A 17583-nucleotide genomic window follows, 5' to 3' on the forward strand; every position below is an offset into this window, starting at 1 on the left:
GGGCGATGGCATCAGGCGGGCGTCGCCGGAGCGGCCGCGACCTTGCGGGTCTCGCGCATCATCAGCAGGCCGTTGACCACGATCAGCGTCGCGGTCAGGCCGTGGACGCCGAGCGCGGTGGCCACGGAGCCGTGGTGGGCCAGCACGGTGGTCATGTCGCCGTACGCGGCGAGGGCCTCCACCAGCAGCACCCAGCCCAGCGCCCGGCGGTGGCCCGTCACCAGCAGGATGCCCAGGACCAGGGCCAAGACGACGTCGCGGATTCCCTTGATGATCAGGAAGCCGTCGCCGTCGCCGGACGGCCAGCTCGGCAGGCCGAAGCCCGGCGCCGTCGTCTCCGGGCTCAGGATGAACTCCACCCCGAACCAGAGGATGAAGAGGATGAAGGCGGCGGCCAGGACGGTGTTGATCTTCTTCAGCGACATTGTTCTTCTCCTTGCGAGTCTTTGTGAGCTTGGTGAGCTTCGTGGAGCTTGGTGAGCTTCGTGGAGCTTGGTGGGCTTGGGAGTCGTGTGGGTCTGGTCAGGCGGCGCGGACGCGGCTGATGTGGCGGGCGTAGCGGGGGCGGCCGATGATGTGCCAGATGCCGCGTACCGGAGCGGGAAGGGCGGACAGGAGCGTGGCGCGCTCGGCCGGGTTCGCATCCTCCAGGACGAGGCCGAAGAGGGTGAGCAGGGTGAGCTTGGGCGTGTTGGCCACCAGGTGGTCGCCCAGGGAGGCCCATTCCTTTTCGGTGATGTGCTCGGCCGCGAGCGGAAGGAGAGTGGCCTCCTCGTCGTCGAGGTGCTCGAGAAGCACGGCCCGGTGGTCGGCGAGGGCGGCCACGAGCGTGTCGCGCTCGTCCGCCCCGGCGGTGGCCTCCCACGCGGGGACCGCCGCGTCCAGCCTGGTCAGCGTGGCCGCGACGCGTTCGTGCTGGGCCTCCATGCGCAGCACGATGTCGGCCTCCAGATCGACCCGGGACAGGAGCGGCGGCCAGAGCAGCTCGTCCTCGCCCTCGTGGTGGTTCTTCAGTCCCAGCCGGTAGTCGCGGAAGTGGTCGGCGATCACCTTGGCGCGAGCGGTGTCACCCGGGGCCACCGCCACGACGAGCTCCATCAGCAGCCGCGACTCTCGGCGGAAGGCGCGGTGGACGATCTCCATGTCCTGGGTGTTGACGCTCATTTCGTTCCTGCCCTTCATCGGTTCGACGTGTTAAGGCTGCTCCGGGCGTTTGGAAGGCACTTGGAACTGACTTGGAACACCCGCGCGCGTACGATGTCCCACGTCATGGTCTTGATTCGGGTTTTGGGCTCTTTCGGCGCCGAGGTCAACGGCGAGTCCGTTCCCCTGGGCGGGCCGCGGCAGCGCGGCGTCCTGGCCCTCCTGGTCGCGGCGCGCGGACAGGTCGTGTCGGTCGACCGGATGATCGAGGACCTCTGGCGCGGCGAGCCGCCATCCCGTGCGCTGGCCTCCCTGCAGGCGTACGTCTCCAACCTGCGCCGGCTGCTGGAGCCCGGCCGCCCGCCCCGAACCCCGGCCCGCCTCCTGGTGAGCGCCTCCCCCGGCTACGCACTGCGGCTGCCGCCGAAGTCGGTGGACGCGTGGCGTTTCGAGGACCTGCTCGACGAGGCCCGCACGCTCACCGAGCCTCAGGCCGCCCGCGCCCGGCTGGCCGAGGCACTGGGCCTATGGCAGGGACCCGCGTTCGCCGAGGTCGCCGACGAGCCGTGGGCCGCCGCCGAGACCGCCCGCCTGAACGAGCTGCGCCTGGTCGCCCGCGAGCTCCACGTCGCGGCGGGCCTGCGGACGGGCGACCCCGCCTCGGTGGTCCCCGAGGCCGAGCGCCTCACCCGCGACGAACCCCTGCGCGAAGAGGGCTGGCGCCTGCACGCCCTAGCGCTGTGGAGCAGCGCCCGCCAGGCCGACGCCCTGGCGACGCTCCGCCGCGCCCGCGCCACCTTCGCCGACGAACTCGGTCTCGACCCCGGCCCCGACCTGGTCGCCCTGGAAGAGGCGATCCTCGCCCAGCGCATCGACATCCTCCGCACGGCCGTCCCCCCGCCCCCGGCCACCACACCCCCGCACGACGCATCCCCGCACGACGCGCGCCTGCACGACGCGACCCTGCATCGCGCTGCCTCGTTCGTGGGGCGGGAGGGCGAGCTTGCCGCGCTGGTTTCGGCCGCCGGGGAGGCTGCCGCCGATGGGGCGCGCGTCGCTCTTGTCACCGGGGAAGCGGGGCTGGGCAAGTCGACGCTCTTGGAGCACCTCGGCGCGCAGTTGGAGCGCGACGGCTGGCTCGTCGCCGCCGGGCGTTGTCCGGAGGTCGACGGCGCGCCGCCCGCGTGGGCGTGGGTCGAGGCGCTGCGGGCCGTCGCCGCGACCGTTCCTCCGGGGGAGTTCGCGGAAGACCTGGCGCCGCTGCTCTCCGACTCCATGCCGGTGGACAGCGACGCCGCCGCCGGGCGGTTCCGGCTGCGCCGGGCCGTGTGGGGCTGGCTCGCGGCGGCCGCCACGGAACGGCCGGTCGCCGTCGTGCTGGACGACCTGCACTGGGCGGACACGACCACGCTGGGGCTGCTCGGCGGCGGCGTCGGCGTGCGGGCCCCGATCCTGGTCGTCGCGGCGTACCGCCCGGACGAGAGCGAGCACCTCACCGAGACGCTGGGTGCGCTCGCCCGCACCGCGCCGCTCCGGATCGCACTGCCCGGGCTCGACGGCGCGGCGGTGGCCGAGCTCGTACGGGCCGAAAGCGAGGCCGACGACGCGACGGTGGCGGGGATCGCCGAGCGCACCGGCGGCAACCCGTTCTACGTGCGGGAGAGCGCGCGGCTGCTGAACGGCGAGGGTGCGCTGGTCGCGCTCTCCGAGGTCCCCGAGGGCGTACGGGACGTGCTGCGGCGCCGGCTGGCAAGGCTCCCCGAGAGCGGCGTGTCCGTCCTGCGGCTGGCGGCGGTGGCCGGCAGGGAAAGTTCGGTGGACGTGCTCGTGCAGGCCGCCGACTCCGACGGGGACGGCGTGCTGGACGCGCTGGACGCGGGCGTCATCGCCGGGTTGCTCGACGAGCCGGGGCCGGGGCGCGTCCGGTTCGTTCACGCGCTGGTCAGGGACACGCTGGTCGCCGACGTCAGCCGGTTGCGGGCCGCAAGGATGCACGCCCGGATCGCCGCCGCCCTGGAGGGCACTGGCGACGTCGCGGCGCTCGCCCATCACTATGCGCGAGCGGGATCGCCGAAGGCCGTCGGCTATTGCGTGCGGGCCGCCGAGCTGGCCGAGGCACGCTACGCCCACGACGTGGCGGCTGCCCTCCTCACCGACGCGGTCGCCAACTCCAGCGAACCGGACGAGCGCGTCGGCCTGCTCGGCAGGCTGCTCCGGGCGCAGATCAGGGCCGGGGCCGTCGCTGCGGCCAGGGACACGCGCGAGCAGGCCGTGGAGTACGCCGAGTCGATCGGCCGCGACGACCTGATGATCGCCGCGTTCACCGCCTGGACCGAGCCCACCCCCTGGCAGGCCCGCACGTACGGCACGGTCGACCGTCCCATCGTCGGCCGCCTCAGCCGCCTGCTCAAGCGGACCGGTCTCGCCCCCGACGTGCGGTCCCGCCTCCTCATCGCGTACGCCAACGAGCTGGTGGGCGAGGACGATCCGACGGTCATGGCGGCGGCGCGGGAAGCCCTCGACCTCGCCACCGATCCCCGCCTCCGGGCCGCGGCGCTCCTGGTCCTCGCCAGCGACCCCGGGCGGGAGGAGTACTCCCGCGAGCTGGTGGAGATCGGCGTCGAGCACGACCTGCCCGTCTACCGCGTGACCGGGCTGCTCAACCAGGCCGCGAACGCCGCTGCGGCCAACGACCCGGCGACGATGCGCCGCGTGACTGGGGAGGCGCTCGACCTCGCCCGCGCCTATCGGATGCCGGAGGCGATCGGCGCCGTCGAGATCGCGCTGGCGACCCTGGTGCTCATCGAGGGCCGGTTCGCCGATGCCGAGCGCCTCTACGTCGAGGCCACCGAACGCATGGAACGCGCCGGATCGGTGCACGCCGGCTTCGTCCGCCTCGCGCTGGCGGCGATCTGGCTGAACGACGGCACGCTCGGCGACCACCTGGACGACGTGCGCGCTCTCCACGAGGCGCTCGGCCCGATGGTCGCCGACCTGCTCGCGCTCGCCCTCCACGCCGCCGGCCGCAGCGACGAGGCACGCCGGGCCCGCACGTCACCGGGCCCGATCCGGCCCGACTTCTTCTTCGCCTTCCTGACCACCCTGCGCGCCATGGCCGTCATCGCACTGAACGACACCGCACTGAACGACACCGGCGCCGCCGAGGAGTGCTACGCGGCCCTGCTCCCCCATCGCGACGGTCCTCCGGCCGGCGCCACCAGCCTGTCGCTGGCCGTGCGCCCGGCCGCCCACACGCTCGGCGAGCTGGCGCTGCTGCTCGGCCGCGACGACGAGGCCGCCGCCCACTTCGCCCGGGCCGCCGCCATCGCCGACCGCTGGAACGCCCCCCACTGGTCCGCCCCAGCCCGCGCACACCTCTGACCAGCCCAGCCCGGACGGAAGATTCGCAAACCTTTGCGCTGCCCTCGGGGCCGGGGGCTGTTCCGTTAGGGGATCCCTCAGCGGAACACCGCGCAACCGGAACAGGCCCCAGGTCAGGGTGTTCCGTATAGGTGTTCCGCGAACTGTTCCGGTTAAGGCCCCCTATCCGGAACACTTCAGAGCGTGAACGGGACCCGGGTCGGCTACGCGCGCTGCAGCACCGATGAACAAGACGTCATCATCCAGACCGAGCAACTCCTCGCGCTCGACGTTCCCGAGGACCGCATCTACATCGACCGCGGTTTCTCCGGCACCACCCGCCGCAACCGCGCCGGTCTCGACCAGGCCCTGGCCGCTGTCTGGGACGGCACCGTGTTCACCGTCACCAAGTTCGATCGCTTCGCCCGCAACATGGCCGAAGCCAACGACATCCTGACCGACCCGTCCGACCGCGGCGTGCTGTTCGGCCTGGGAGCCTCCGTCTACGACTGGAACGACCCGTTCGGCCGGCTCTTCCTGCAGACCCTCGCCATGGTCGCCGAGTTCGAAGCAAACATCGGGCACCAGCGGACCCGCGAGGGCATGGCTCTGGCCAAGAGGAACGGCAAGCTCAAGGGCAAGCAGCCCAAGCTGCCCGAACCGGCGCGGCGTTCCATCCGCCGCCGCTACGCCGAAGGCGAGGTCTCCCTGGCCGACCTGGCCGTCGAGTACAGCGTCGGGCGCTCCACCATCCACCGCATCATCCACGGAGCCCCAGAAACCGCCAGGTAGAAAGCGGATCATCGCCTGCCCTGCCCCTCGCCGTGGCTATGGGAGCTCCGGGCCACCTGGCCAGGATCAATCGGACGGCCTGTGACCTACGCCCATGAGTGGTCGCATCAGAACGGCCAGTGGCGATAGCCCGGGTCCCAACGGCTCGCTAATGGAACCGCTGAGCCTGCTGGGATGGTTGGTGTCCGGGCAGACTCGGTGCCTGGTAGCCATTGGCAGGTGAGCACTCCGGCTCGCTGGACCGATCACGAGTCCTGGCGTTAGACCGTGCCGGAATCTGTCAAACCGGTTGAGACATCAGGCTACTTGTGTGGTTTGTGGTGAAGGATCGACCTCTTGGGTCGTGGGTGGTTTGTTGATCCACACTCGTGAGGGCAGCGGCGGCGGACAGGGCCGCCGGCCGTGGAACCGCTCGGGGTGGGCCAGGAACGCCGCGTTCAGCGTGGCGGCCCGCCTGGCGTGGATCTCGGCCGCGGAGCCGTCGTGCACCGATGCCGGGGTGTGCATTCCGATGCCGGAATGGCGATGCTCATTGTTGTAGTACCGGAAGAACTGGTCGCAAAAGACGTTGGCATCTTCGATGGACCCGAACGTGCCAGGAAACGCGGGACAGTACTTGAGTGTTTTGAACTGCGCTTCTGAGTACGGATTGTCGTTGGACACACGCGGCCGTGAATGGGACTGGTCGATTCCCAGCAGCGCGAGCAGCCCGGAAACGGTGTTCGAGGTCATCGAGGTGCCACGGTCGGCGTGGATCGCGCCGGGGGCGATCCCGCCGTTGGCCTCGATCGCGTGCTCGATGAACTCCCTGGCAAGGGTTCCCGTCTCCGTCGGCCAGATCTCCCACCAGATCACTTTCCGCGAGAAGATATCGATGATGACATACAGCAGGTAATAGACGCCGCGCACCGGTCCTTTTAGTTTCGTGATATCCCACGACCACACCTGATTCGGCCCGTCGGCTTCCAGTTCGGGTTTCTTCTTCGCCGGATGGACGGCCTGGACGCGCCGCTCACCGGACTGGCCGCGCTGGCGCAGCAGCCGGTACATCGTGGCCTGCGAGCACAGGTAGACGCCCTCGTCCAGCAGGGTCGCCCACGCCTGGCCCGGTGACTTGTCGGCGAACCGGGGCGAGTCCAGCACGGCCAGCACCTGCTCGCGCTCGTGTTCCGACAATTGGGCCGGGTGATGAAATGGGCGGCGTGGACCCAGCCGGGGCGGGGTGGGATTACGGCGCCGGTGCAACGTGGCCCGCGACCTTCCCAAGATCGCACATGCCCTGGCCGTGCCGAGCAACTCCTCCATTTCCGGGAAATGCTCGTCGATGACCCGAGTCAGTTCGTGTCGGAGTCCGCGCTGCTTGAGATGTCCCGAAGCAGCGCGAATGCTTTTCCCGCGATATCAAGCGCGGTCCTGGTCTTCCCGAGTTCGCCGCTGAGCTTCTCGTTTTTGGCCTCCAGTTTCGCCGCGTCGGCCTTGAGCTTTCTGTTCTCGGCCCGCAACCGGGCCAGCTCCTCCGACTCCGTGCTTTTTTTCGGCTTACCCGTCGAAGCGGCCAGTGTGCCGTTCTCCTGCTGCTTTCGCCAGTGCTCGATGTGGGAGTGATACAGCTTCTCGGTGCGCATCAGCGCGCCACGCTCGGGGCTGCCCTCGGGCAGGGCGTCATAGGCCGCCAAGATCCGCGCCTTGTAGGCGGCGGTGAAGGTCCGGCGCACCGGCCGGCGCACCCGATCGTCGGTCACCAGACCATCCTGCCCCCTCATGGCGGCCTGGTCTGCGAGGGTCATCGTCACTGTCTCGATCATCCTGTCTCGCCCTGTTTCACATCATGAAGACTCATTCATCCCATGTCTCACAAGAGTCTGACAGAGAGGGTGCCCCTGCCGGTGGTCGGGAGAGGAACAGCTGATGGGGTGTCGAGCCCGCCAAGGTCTGGCGTGAGCACTGGTCCAATAGCACGCTGGATTCTCCCACGGGCTGCTCTTTGCGGGTTTCGGAGACAGGGAGACCAGGTGCTGTTCGTCGGAGATGACTGGGCTGAAGACCACGTGCGCCACGAAGCGCGCGAAGTCGAGCGGAGGTGAGAGACCTTCGCCTCCTGGCCGTCGCAGCGGCTGGGTGAAGCTGGGGGCAGCCTGATCCGGGAGTCGCCGGGGAGGGTGGGAGCAGCCCCGACAACGCCGGGACGTGCCGAGACTGTCAGACGGTGCGGGTCCGGTTAGCGAGACAGGAAGGTGTACGAGAGAAACCAGTGCCTGACGCCCCTTAACGGCCCACCAGCTCAAACCTGACGGATATGGGCTGGGTGCGGTGCGTCCCCGCTCGTGTGCATTGGCGGGGAACTCCTCGGGACCATGTGAACCACCCCGGGGAGGCCACGACGAAGGTCTGCGGCGTAGTCGTGGCGATGCCGCAGGGGTAGAGCTGGACGCCTCACCTGTCGATCGACTTCGTGACGAACGTGGGAACCGTCCGGTGCCGCCCTCGCCCCGCGCGGCCAGCGTGGCGGAAGGGCAGGCGCGACGTCTGCTGATGGCATCGGGCGGGGCGGAGGCTCCGTAGTAGTCCGAGGCCGGGAAAGCCGGCCACATGGCGAAGGGAGCCAGCAAGTCAGTGGTGGAAGTACTGGAAGACCAGGAGGTTCGCTGGTGAATACGAGTGATCCGTCGTGGGGCCTGTTGAGGGCCGAGCGACGGGTACTGGAGATCCAGACCAAGCTGCACCGTTGGGCGACCGATGATCCTCATCGTCGGTTCGACGATCTGTTCAACCTCGTCACCGATCCCGGCTTTCTGCTGATGGCTTGGGAGCGGGTTGCGGGGAACAAGGGCGCACGCTCGGCCGGAGTCGACGGGATAACCGCCGCCTTCGTCCAGGAACGGATCGGGACTGAACAGTTCCTGGAGGAGTTGCGTGAGCAGCTCAGGAACCAGACGTTCCGGCCCGTTCCGGTCAGAGAGCGGATGATTCCCAAGCCGGGGACGCGCAAGCGCCGCCGTCTGGGGATCCCGACGATCGCCGACCGGGTGGTCCAAGCGTCCTTGAAGCTGGTGCTGGAGCCGATCTTCGAGGCGGATTTCCTTCCGTGCTCGTATGGGTTCCGGCCGAACCGGCGAGCGCACGACGCGATGGCCGAGACGCGCTTCCTGGCATCCAAGACCTACGAATGGGTACTGGAGGGCGACATCAAGGCCTGCTTCGACGAGATCTCGCACCCGGCCCTCATGGACCGGGTGCGCGGACGGATCGGGGACAAGCGCGTGCTCGCGCTGGTAAAGGCGTTTCTGAAGGCGGGCATCCTCACCGAGGTCGGCACGTCCAAGGAGACCGTCACCGGCACCCCGCAAGGAGGGATCTTGTCTCCGCTGCTGGCCAACGTGGCTCTCTCGGTTTTGGACGAGCACTTCGTCCAGGCACCGGGCGGAGCGCGTTCGACCACGAAACAGCGCTGGACCCGCCGCCAGAAGGGGCTGCCCAACTACCGGTTGATCCGGTACGCGGACGACTGTGCGCCACGAACGCTGATGGAGGTTGTGATGTAGAAGATCGCGAGCTTCGGATGCGGTGCTGTGCTGGTGATGGAGGTAGGTCCTCCGGGATCGCTCACGCAGGGGGAGGTCCCAAACCACCGCGAGTTGCTGCGGCTCAATGGCCGTGGTGGTGAGCGTCGCGGAAAAGGCGCACGAGATGCGTCAGGTGTGAGCCGAGAAGGCGAACGAGAGTGAACCACTGATGAAACGTCGAAAGCGTAGCGGCGTCATCGAAACCGGGGTCCAGTTGTTGCCCCGGGATGAGCCTGGCGGGTGCCTGCTTGCTGGCCAGGTGGTGACCGGCGTCAAGGTGGCGCGAGTTCGGCTTGGGCGCCAGTACGGAACGTGGGAACCTGCCGTCTCAGCGGTGTCGGGCGCGTGTTGGAGCGTCCGGCCGAAGGGAGTACCCCAAGCAGCGGACACTGCAAGGGGCCGAGTACCGGGGCGAGGCGGAGGGACGGACCGGCTCGTAGTAGTGCAGAAGCGCCGTAATGGGCGTGGAGCGAAGGGGCCGGGTCGCCCGGAGTCGCTTGGTGGTCAACCGGCTGGTCATCCGATCGGGCCGGGAGGAGCCAGGTGAGCGAACTCAGGCAGCAGGACAAGCCGTTTCAGATCGACAAGTGGAAGGTCTGGGAAGCGTTTCAGAGAGTCAAGGCCAACAAGGGGGCGGCGGGGGTCGATGAGGAGTCGATCGCGCAGTTCGAGGCCGATCGGGACCGGAATCTGTATCGGATCTGGAACCGGTTGTCCTCAGGCTCGTACTTCCCGCCGCCGGTGAAAGCGGTGGAGATCCCCAAGCCGCAAGGGCGAGGGGTGCGGGTGCTGGGCGTGCCGACCGTGGCCGACCGGGTGGCCCAGACGGTGGTGCGGATGTATCTGGAGCCGAAGGTCGAACCGATCTTCCATCCGGATTCCTACGGCTATCGGCCGGGCAAGTCGGCGCTGGATGCGGTTGGGGCGTGCCGGGTGCGGTGCTGGCGGAAGGATTGGGTGATCGACATGGACATCCGGGCCTTCTTCGACACCGTGCCGCATGACCTGGTGCTCAAGGCCGTCGCCAAGCACCTTTCACCGGATCAGCGGTGGATCCTGTTGTATGTCCAGCGGTGGTTGACCGCTCCGATGCAACGGCAGGATGGCACCCTGGTCGCCCGAGATCGCGGGACCCCGCAGGGGTCGGCGATTTCACCTTTGCTGGCTAACCTGTTCATGCATTACGCGTTCGACGCCTGGCTGGCCCGGGAATTTCCGGCGCTTGGGTTCGAGCGTTACTGCGATGACGCGGTGGTGCACTGCGGCAGCCGCCGGCAGGCCGAATACGTGCGAGACGCGATTGCAATGCGTCTGGCGCAGGTCGGCCTGGAGTTGCATCCGGACAAGACATGCATCATCTACTGCAAGGACGCCGACCGGACGGGCTCGCACGAGCACACCCGGTTCACGTTCTTGGGCTATGAGTTCCGGCCCCGGCTGGCCAAGAACAAGCACGGCAAGCACTTCGTGTCGTTCTTGCCCGCGGTCAGCACGCAGGCGATGAAGGCGATGGGAGCGGTGATCCGCTCCTGGCATCTGTCCCGGCGCAGTGACAAGTCTCTGGACGACCTTGCCCGCATGTTCAACAGCATCGTGCAGGGGTGGATCAACTATTACGGGCGCTTCTACCGGTCCCGGTTGCTCTCCTTCCTCCGGCATCTCAACAAGCTCCTGGTGGGCTGGGCGTGCCGGAAATACAAACGGCTCAAACGCCGGGAACGGCGCGCGATGGCCTGGCTGGCCGAGATCGCCCGGCGATCTCCCCGCCTGTTCGCGCACTGGCGTCTCGGCGCTCGTCCTGACGGCTGGGCGATGGGAGCCGGATAAGCCGAGAGGTTTAAGTCCGGTTCTGCGAGAGGCCGGGGGTGCGATTCCCCCGGCCTACTCTCCTCGTCATTCTGGTCTCGGGCACTCGGGAACACACCGAGGCACTGCTCCCCGAAGTAGCGGAAGTCCTCGCCACCGTTGGGCTGCGGCTCTCGGAGGAGAAGACCCTGATCACTCACATCGACGAGGGCCTCGACTTCCTCGGCTGGCGCATCCAGCGCCACCACAAGCGAGGCACCGACCAGCAGTTCGTCTATAACTACCCGGCCAAGAAGGCACTTCGGTCCATCAAGGCCAAGACCAAGGCGATCTGCCGGATGAACGTCAGCCTGCCGCTGGCAGTCCTGCTGCATAAGCTCAACAACGTGCTGCGGGGCTGGACCGCCTACTTCCGGCCAGGGGTCTCCGCCCGCGCCTTCCAATACCTCCGCATGATCGTCTGGCGACAGGTGTTCGGATGGCTGCGACGCAAACACCTCAACGCGGGCTGGAAGGAACTGCGCCGCCGCTTCTGCGACGGCGGATGGTGGCCACGCGATGGAGAAGTCGTCCTGTTCAACCCCGGCTCGGTGGCCACCACGCGCTACCTCCCCCGAGGGACAAAGATCCCATCGCCCTGGCCCAGCACACGCTGAGGACACCAACAGTCCAAAGGGACTTGTGGAGAGCCGGATGCGGGGCCAACTCGCACGTCCGGTTCGGGAGGGCGGCATGGAGAAACGGACCGGGTGAAACCCCGGCACCGCGCTCCATGCCGACCCCACCACGACGTGGAGGTGCAGGACGAGCACGGCCGGATGCTGCGGGCAGTCCGGTTGCCCGAGGGCATGGATGGGATGACTCGTTTTCACGAGCTGGTGGCCGCGTTCCTGCCCGAAGCCGCCGATCCGGCCCAGGTGTTGGTGTGTATCGAGACTGATCAGGGCCCGTGGGTGAGGGCTCTGGTCGCGGCCGGCTACCAGGTCTACGGGGTCAACCCCAAGCAGGCCGCCCGACATCGCGAGCTGGTATCGCTGTCAGGCGCCAAGAGCGACAAGGCCGACGCGCACACTCTGGCCGACATGGTCCGGACCCGCCGTCACCACCTTCGCCAGGTCGCCGCCGACTCCGATCTCGCCGAGGCGATCCGGGTCGTGTCACGAGCCCACCAGACTCTGATCTGGGAACGAACCCGCCACATGCTGCGGCTTCGTCACGCGCTACGCGACTTCTTTCCCGCCGCATTGGAGGCATACAGAGACCTGACCCTCATCGGTGCCGACACTCTGGAACTGCTCGCCAAGGCCCCCGATCCGGTCAGCGCAGCCAAACTGACGGTCGCCCAGGTTTCGGCGCCGCTCAAGCGTGCTCGTCGTAAAGGCGTTGACGCTAAGGCCGCCGCTATCCGCGATGCGCTGCGGACCCAACACCTGGGGCAGAGCGCGGTCGTGAACACCGCCTACGCGGCCACCATCCGCGCCCTGGTGGCGATCCTTCAGACCCTCAACAGCCAGATCAAAATTATGGAGGGCCAGGTCGGGGCTCATTTTGGCCAGCACCCGGACACTGAGATCTACCTATCCCAGCCAGGGATCGGTACCGTCCTCGGCGCCCGGGTGCTGGCAGAATTCGGCGACGCTGCCGGGCGCTACGCCAGCGCCAAGGCCCGGAAGAACTACGCGGCGACCTCGCCGATCACCCGCCAGTCCGGAAAGTCCAAGACAGTCCAGGCCAGATTCGTCCACAACGACCGACTGGTGACGCGCTGCACATGCAAGCCGGGGCAGCGGTCCTGCACGATCCCGGTGCCCGCGCCTACTACGACGAACTCCGAGCACGCGAGATCGGACACAACGCCGCACTCCGCCAACTCGGCAACCGCCTCGTCGGTATCATCCACGGATGCCTCAAGACCGGTACTCCCTACAACCCAGAAACCGCCTGGTCCCACCGCTACCAACACCTCGCAGCTTGACCCGCTTAGCTCCTGGGGTGTCTAACGCCACTGGCCGATTGGTTGCTGCTCAAGGCCCGGATCCGCGGTGAAGGCGGCGCGGTCGGGCTCCGGGAGCCACTGGTGTTGAGGGTTGAACGGCCGGTAGTTGCTCGCTACGTAGTGGGTGAGCAGGCCCAACGCTGGGTGTTGGTTCTGGTGGTGGCGAAGCAACGACCATGGATACATCGGTGTGGGGTCGACGAGCGGGACCTGGACGGTGCCCGGATGCCAGGGCACCCGCGTCCTCTCGCCTACGAAACCCACTCGCTCACCGGAGCCGATCTCCTGCACGAAGTGCTCGTAGCCGAAGTTGGGTCCTGAGGCGTCGATCTGGATGTCGAACGCGGCGCCGAGGAAACGGTAGTACTCGGCCCATTCACTGCCTGCGGCGTTGCCCGGCATCCACACGGTGGATCCGGACAGTCGTCCCATCTCCACTTGCTGCCGGCCAGCGAGCGGGTGGTGGCGGCCGAGCAGCAGGTGCACCGGTTCCAGGTAGGCCGGTACGCATCGAAGCTCCTCCTCCAGCGTGCCGCTGACGCGGCCGAAGGCCACGTCGATGGATCCTCGGGCGAGTGCGGCGCGAGCGGATCTGAATCCGTCTGAGGTGATGATGTCGATGTCCACATCCTCGATGGCCTGGTGGAACGCGCGGATCAGATCGATGGATGCCAGCCTGGTGTCCAGTACGTCGACCCGGAGTGCGCAGCGCCGGCCGCGCAGCACCTCGAGCGCCTGGTCGGCGATGCCGACCAGAGCGCGCGCGTGAGGGAGGAACGCTCTGCCGTCTTCGGTGAGGTCGGCCCCGTTGCGTGAGCGGAAGAACAGCCTCAGGCCGAGGTCGGACTCCAGCTTTGCGACCCGTTTGGAGATGGCCTGCTGGCTGATCCCCAGCCGGGCTGCGGCCTCGCTGAAGTATCGGTCCTCAGTGATAGCGACGAAGGCGCGGACCGTGCCGAGATCCAGATCCGCTGCGGCCTTCTTAACAACCAATGGTTGTGGTGAATCGGTGTGTCGATTGTTGGACAACCATGCCTACTCTCGGGTCGAATGCTCGGGTCGCACTTGACTCTACAATCAGGAGGTGTGGTTCCTGGTGGGATCCTTCGCGCACCTGCACGTGCACACCGAGTACAGCATGCTCGACGGCGCCGCCAAGGTCGGACTGCTGATGGATGAGGTGTCCCGGCAGGGAATGCCGGCCGTGGCGATGAGCGATCACGGCAACGTGCACGGGGCGTACGAGTTCTACCGGACGGCACGCAAGGCGGGTATCAAGCCGATCATCGGGATCGAGAGCTATGTCGCCCCCGCCTCCCGGCACCACCGGCAGCCGGTGTACTACAGCGACAACCTGGCGCTGCGCCGTTCCAACGACGACACCGGAGAGGGCGGAGACGTCTCCGGGCGCGGCCTGTACACGCACATGACGATGTGGGCGGCCGACGCCCAGGGCCTGCGGAACCTGTTCCGGCTCCAGTCCCGGGCATGGCTGGAAGGACATGTCCAGAAATATCCACGCATGGACGATGAACTGTTCGCCGAGCACGGCCAGGGCATCATCGCCACGACCGGCTGCCCGTCCGGAGAGGTGCAGACCAGGCTACGGCTCGGCCAGTACGACCAGGCCATCGAGGCCGCCGCCCGATATCGCGACATCTTCGGTAAGGACAACTACTTCCTGGAGTTGATGGATCACGGCCTCGCGATCGAACGCCGGGTCCGCGACGAGCTCATGAAGCTCGGCAAGGAACTCGGTCTGCCACCCCTGGCCACCAATGACTCCCACTACGTCACCGAGAGCCAGGCCCAGGCGCACGACGCGCTGCTGTGCGTCGGTACCGGCAAGCGGCTGGCCGACGCCGACCGCTTCCGGTTCAGCGGCAGCGGCTACTACATCAAGTCCGCGGCGGAGATGCGCGCGCTGTGGGACGCCGAGGTGCCGGGCGCCTGCGACAACACGCTGCTGATCGCCGAGCGGGTCGGCGACTACGGCGAGGTGTTCGCCCACCGGGACCTGACGCCGCGCTTCCCCGTCCCCGAGGGCGAGAGCGAGTCCAGTTGGCTGCGCAAGGAGACCCTCGACGGCGCGTGCCGCCGCTACGGCGGCCACCCGCCGCAGGGGGTGCTGGACCGCATCGACTACGAGTTGTCAGTCATCGACGCCATGGGCTTTCCCGGCTACTTCCTGGTGGTCGCCGACATCTGCCGCTACGCCCGGCAGAACGGCATCGGCCTGGGCCCCGGCCGCGGCTCGGCCACCGGCTCGATCGTCGCCTACTGCACGGGTATCACCCAGCTCGACCCGATCGAGCACAAGCTCATCTTCGAACGCTTCCTCAATCCCGAGCGCGTCACCATGCCGGACGTCGATCTCGACTTCGACGACCGGCGGCGCGACGAGATGATCGACTACGTCACCCGTACATACGGCGAGGACCGGGTCTGCCAGATCGTCACGTTCGGCACCATCAAGGCCAAGGCCGCTATCAAAGACTCCTGCCGCGTGCTGGGCCTGCCATACGCCCTGGGCGACCGCATCACCAAGGCATTCCCGGCGGCGGTCGGCGGCAAGGAGATCCCGCTGGCCGCTATCCACGACACCCGGCACCCTCGCCATGGCGAGGCGGCCGAGCTGCGCACCATGTATGAGCAGGACCCCGACGTGAAACGGGTGGTCGACACCGCGGCCGGTATCGAGGGGCTCACCCGGGGCACCGGCATCCACGCCGCCGGCGTGATCCTCTCCAGCGAGCCCCTGATCGACGTGATCCCGCTGGTCAGGCCCAAGGCCGGCGGCCCGGTCGTGACCGGTTTCCCGTTCACCCAGGCCGAGGACATGGGCCTGCTGAAGATGGACTTCCTCGGCCTGCGCAACCTCACCGTCATCGGGGACGCGATCGCGAACGTCCGCGTCAACAAGGACGTCGACATCGACATCCTCGACGTCCCGTTCGACGACGCCAGGACGTACGAACTGCTGGCGCGCGGCGACACGCTCGGGGTCTTCCAGCTGGACGGCGGCGGCATGCGGACCTTGCTGAAACTGATGCGGCCCACGGAGTTCACCGACATCGCCGCCGTGTCCGCGCTGTATCGGCCCGGCCCGATGGAGATGAACGCCCACACCAACTACGCGCTGCGCAAGACCGGCAAACAGCGGGTCGAGCCGATCCACCCCGAGTTGGAGGAGGCGCTGGAGCCCATCCTGGGCGACACCTACCACCTGGTCGTTTTCCAGGAGCAGGTCATGGCCATCGCCCAGCAACTGGCCGGGTACTCCCTCGGCGCCGCCGACATGCTGCGCCGGGCCATGGGCAAGAAGAAGAAAGAGGTCCTGGACGCCGAATGGGACAGATTCTCCGCGGGAATGCGCGGCCGCGGCTTCTCCGATGAGGCGATCAAAGCGGTCTGGGACGTCCTGGTGCCCTTCAGCGGCTACGGCTTCAACAAGTCGCACACCGCCGGGTACGGCCTGGTCTCGTACTGGACCGCCTACCTCAAGGCCAACCACCCCTGCGAGTACCTGGCCGCGCTGCTCACCTCCGTAGGCGACGACAAGGACAGGATGGCCGTCTACCTGTCCGACTGTCGGCGGCTGGGCATCAAGGTGCTGCCCCCCGACGTCAACGCCAGCCAGCTGGACTTCGCCGCGATCGGCTCCGACATCCGCTTCGGCCTGGGCGCCGTACGCAACGTCGGGGCCAACGTCGTGGACGCGATCGTCACCACGCGGGACGCCAAAGGCCGCTACACCGATTTCAATGACTTCCTCACCAAGGTCCCGTCCGTCGTCTGCAACAAGCGCGTCATCGAGTCACTGGCCAAGGCCGGCGCGTTCGACAGCCTCGGGCATCACCGCGCGTCCCTGGTCGCCGTCCACGAGCAGGCCGTCGACGCGGTCATCGACGTCAAGCGCAATGAGGCCCACGGTCAGGACTCGCTGTTCGGCGAGCCGGATCAGACCGGCGCCTTCTCGGTCGCGATCTCGGAGGGGGAGTGGGACAAGGCCACCCTGCTCGCCTTCGAACGCGAGATGCTCGGCCTGTACGTCTCCAGCCACCCGCTCGACGGCGCCGAACGCGTCCTGAACGCCAACCGCGACACCACAATCGCCGACCTGCTGGCCTCCGGGCGCCAGGACGGTGCAACCCGGGTGAGTGGCATCATCTCCGGTCTGCAACGCAAGGTCACCAAGCAGGGCAGCCCGTGGGCGATCGTCACCCTCGAAGACCACGACGCCGCGGTGGAGTGCCTGATCTTCCCTAAGACCTACATCCTGTACGGCGAAGCGCTGGCCGAGGACCGCGTGATCTGCGTGCGTGGACGGATCAACATACGCGATGAGACGACCAGCATCTACGGCGAGGAGATCACCCTCCTCAACGTCTCCGAGGCGAACACCGAGTCGCCCGTGGTGATCTCGATCCAGGAAATCCAGTTGAACCTGCGACTCGTCCAGGAGCTGAAACACATCCTGACCACCCATCCGGGCCAGGCGCCCGTACACGTGCGCTTGCACCGCCGCGGCGACAAGAGCGTGCTGTTGAACCTCGAACCCTTCCGTGTCACTGCGGAGCCGGCGTTCTACGGCGACATCAAGGCACTGCTGGGAGCCAACTCGATCGGCGGAGCATGAGCCGCGACTGGGCGTGCCCTCGGTATGGGGTCCCGGTAGTAATCGCCGAAGATCTAACGGATATCGCTGACCAGCATCGACGTGGAGCGCCCAGGCAAGGTCAGCGGCATCCTCGGACTGGTCCACGCGCCCACCAACCGGCGCACCAGTTCTGCGACGTTCTTACCTCAGAGCAGGTCAGGGGCATATCCGTTGGATTTTCCGCGAGTACCACCGGGACCCCGTGCCGCAGCGGCGTCGTCAACCGCAGGAGCCGCTGCAACGGCACTCCGCCGGTGGCCCAG

At 67.7% G+C, this 17583-nt stretch carries 11 protein-coding genes and 1 pseudogene; 7 read left to right on the forward strand and 5 right to left on the reverse strand.

Features of this window, described 5'->3' with window-relative positions; all coding sequences use genetic code 11:
• Window positions 1-11: 11 nt before the first annotated feature.
• Complete coding sequence (locus FHR32_RS30380) at window positions 12-425, reverse strand: DUF4267 domain-containing protein (RefSeq protein ID WP_184757988.1); 414 nt, start codon at window positions 423-425, stop codon at window positions 12-14.
• 97 nt (window positions 426-522) lie between these two features.
• Window positions 523-1164 (reverse strand): hemerythrin domain-containing protein, encoded by a 642-nt coding sequence (locus FHR32_RS30385; protein ID WP_184757989.1) that lies wholly within the window; start codon window positions 1162-1164, stop codon window positions 523-525.
• Window positions 1165-1269: 105 nt separating this feature from the next.
• Between FHR32_RS30385 and FHR32_RS30390 the strand changes: the two genes are divergently transcribed.
• Window positions 1270-4524, forward strand: a complete 3255-nt coding sequence (locus tag FHR32_RS30390) for an ATP-binding protein (RefSeq protein ID WP_184757990.1) — start codon at window positions 1270-1272, stop codon at window positions 4522-4524.
• Between the two features lie 183 nt (window positions 4525-4707).
• Window positions 4708-5295, forward strand: coding sequence for a recombinase family protein (locus FHR32_RS30395; RefSeq protein WP_184757991.1), 588 nt, complete (start codon window positions 4708-4710; stop codon window positions 5293-5295).
• Between the two features lie 297 nt (window positions 5296-5592).
• On the opposite strand, the gene FHR32_RS30400 is transcribed toward FHR32_RS30395, so the two are convergent.
• Together FHR32_RS30400 and FHR32_RS30405 are read right to left on the reverse strand one after the other, a co-directional pair.
• Window positions 5593-6633 (reverse strand): IS3 family transposase, encoded by a 1041-nt coding sequence (locus FHR32_RS30400; protein WP_281390987.1) that lies wholly within the window; start codon window positions 6631-6633, stop codon window positions 5593-5595.
• A complete protein-coding gene (locus FHR32_RS30405; RefSeq protein WP_184754836.1) occupies window positions 6630-7100 on the reverse strand; it encodes a hypothetical protein in 471 nt (156 codons plus the stop codon). Before FHR32_RS30405 ends, FHR32_RS30400 begins: the two co-directional genes overlap by 4 nt.
• Before the next feature lie 843 nt (window positions 7101-7943).
• Here FHR32_RS30405 and FHR32_RS46830 point away from each other — a divergent pair.
• The 4 genes and pseudogenes from FHR32_RS46830 to FHR32_RS30425 all read left to right on the forward strand — a co-directional run bounded on the left by FHR32_RS46830 (window position 7944) and on the right by FHR32_RS30425 (window position 12639).
• Complete coding sequence (locus tag FHR32_RS46830; RefSeq protein WP_184753220.1) at window positions 7944-8837, forward strand: reverse transcriptase domain-containing protein; 894 nt, start codon at window positions 7944-7946, stop codon at window positions 8835-8837.
• Between the two features lie 564 nt (window positions 8838-9401).
• Window positions 9402-10685 carry a group II intron reverse transcriptase/maturase gene (ltrA, locus tag FHR32_RS30415; protein ID WP_184753221.1) on the forward strand — a complete coding sequence of 428 codons (1284 nt, stop codon included), beginning with the start codon at window positions 9402-9404 and terminating at the stop codon, window positions 10683-10685.
• A 38-nt stretch (window positions 10686-10723) separates the two neighbouring features.
• Window positions 10724-11320, forward strand: coding sequence for a group II intron maturase-specific domain-containing protein (locus tag FHR32_RS44910; RefSeq protein ID WP_184753222.1), 597 nt, complete (start codon window positions 10724-10726; stop codon window positions 11318-11320).
• 93 nt (window positions 11321-11413) lie between these two features.
• Window positions 11414-12639, forward strand: a pseudogene (locus tag FHR32_RS30425) (IS110 family RNA-guided transposase).
• Window positions 12640-12660: 21 nt separating this feature from the next.
• On the opposite strand, the gene FHR32_RS30430 reads toward FHR32_RS30425, so the two are convergent.
• Window positions 12661-13653 (reverse strand): LysR family transcriptional regulator, encoded by a 993-nt coding sequence (locus FHR32_RS30430; RefSeq protein ID WP_184757992.1) that lies wholly within the window; start codon window positions 13651-13653, stop codon window positions 12661-12663.
• A gap of 100 nt (window positions 13654-13753) precedes the next feature.
• Here FHR32_RS30430 and dnaE point away from each other — a divergent pair, with 100 nt between their 5' ends.
• Window positions 13754-17299 carry a DNA polymerase III subunit alpha gene (gene dnaE / locus FHR32_RS30435; RefSeq protein WP_184758614.1) on the forward strand — a complete coding sequence of 1182 codons (3546 nt, stop codon included), beginning with the start codon at window positions 13754-13756 and terminating at the stop codon, window positions 17297-17299.
• The last annotated feature ends 284 nt before the right edge of the window (window positions 17300-17583 follow it).

Source organism: Streptosporangium album, assembly GCF_014203795.1.
GTDB classification, from domain to species: domain Bacteria; phylum Actinomycetota; class Actinomycetes; order Streptosporangiales; family Streptosporangiaceae; genus Streptosporangium; species Streptosporangium album.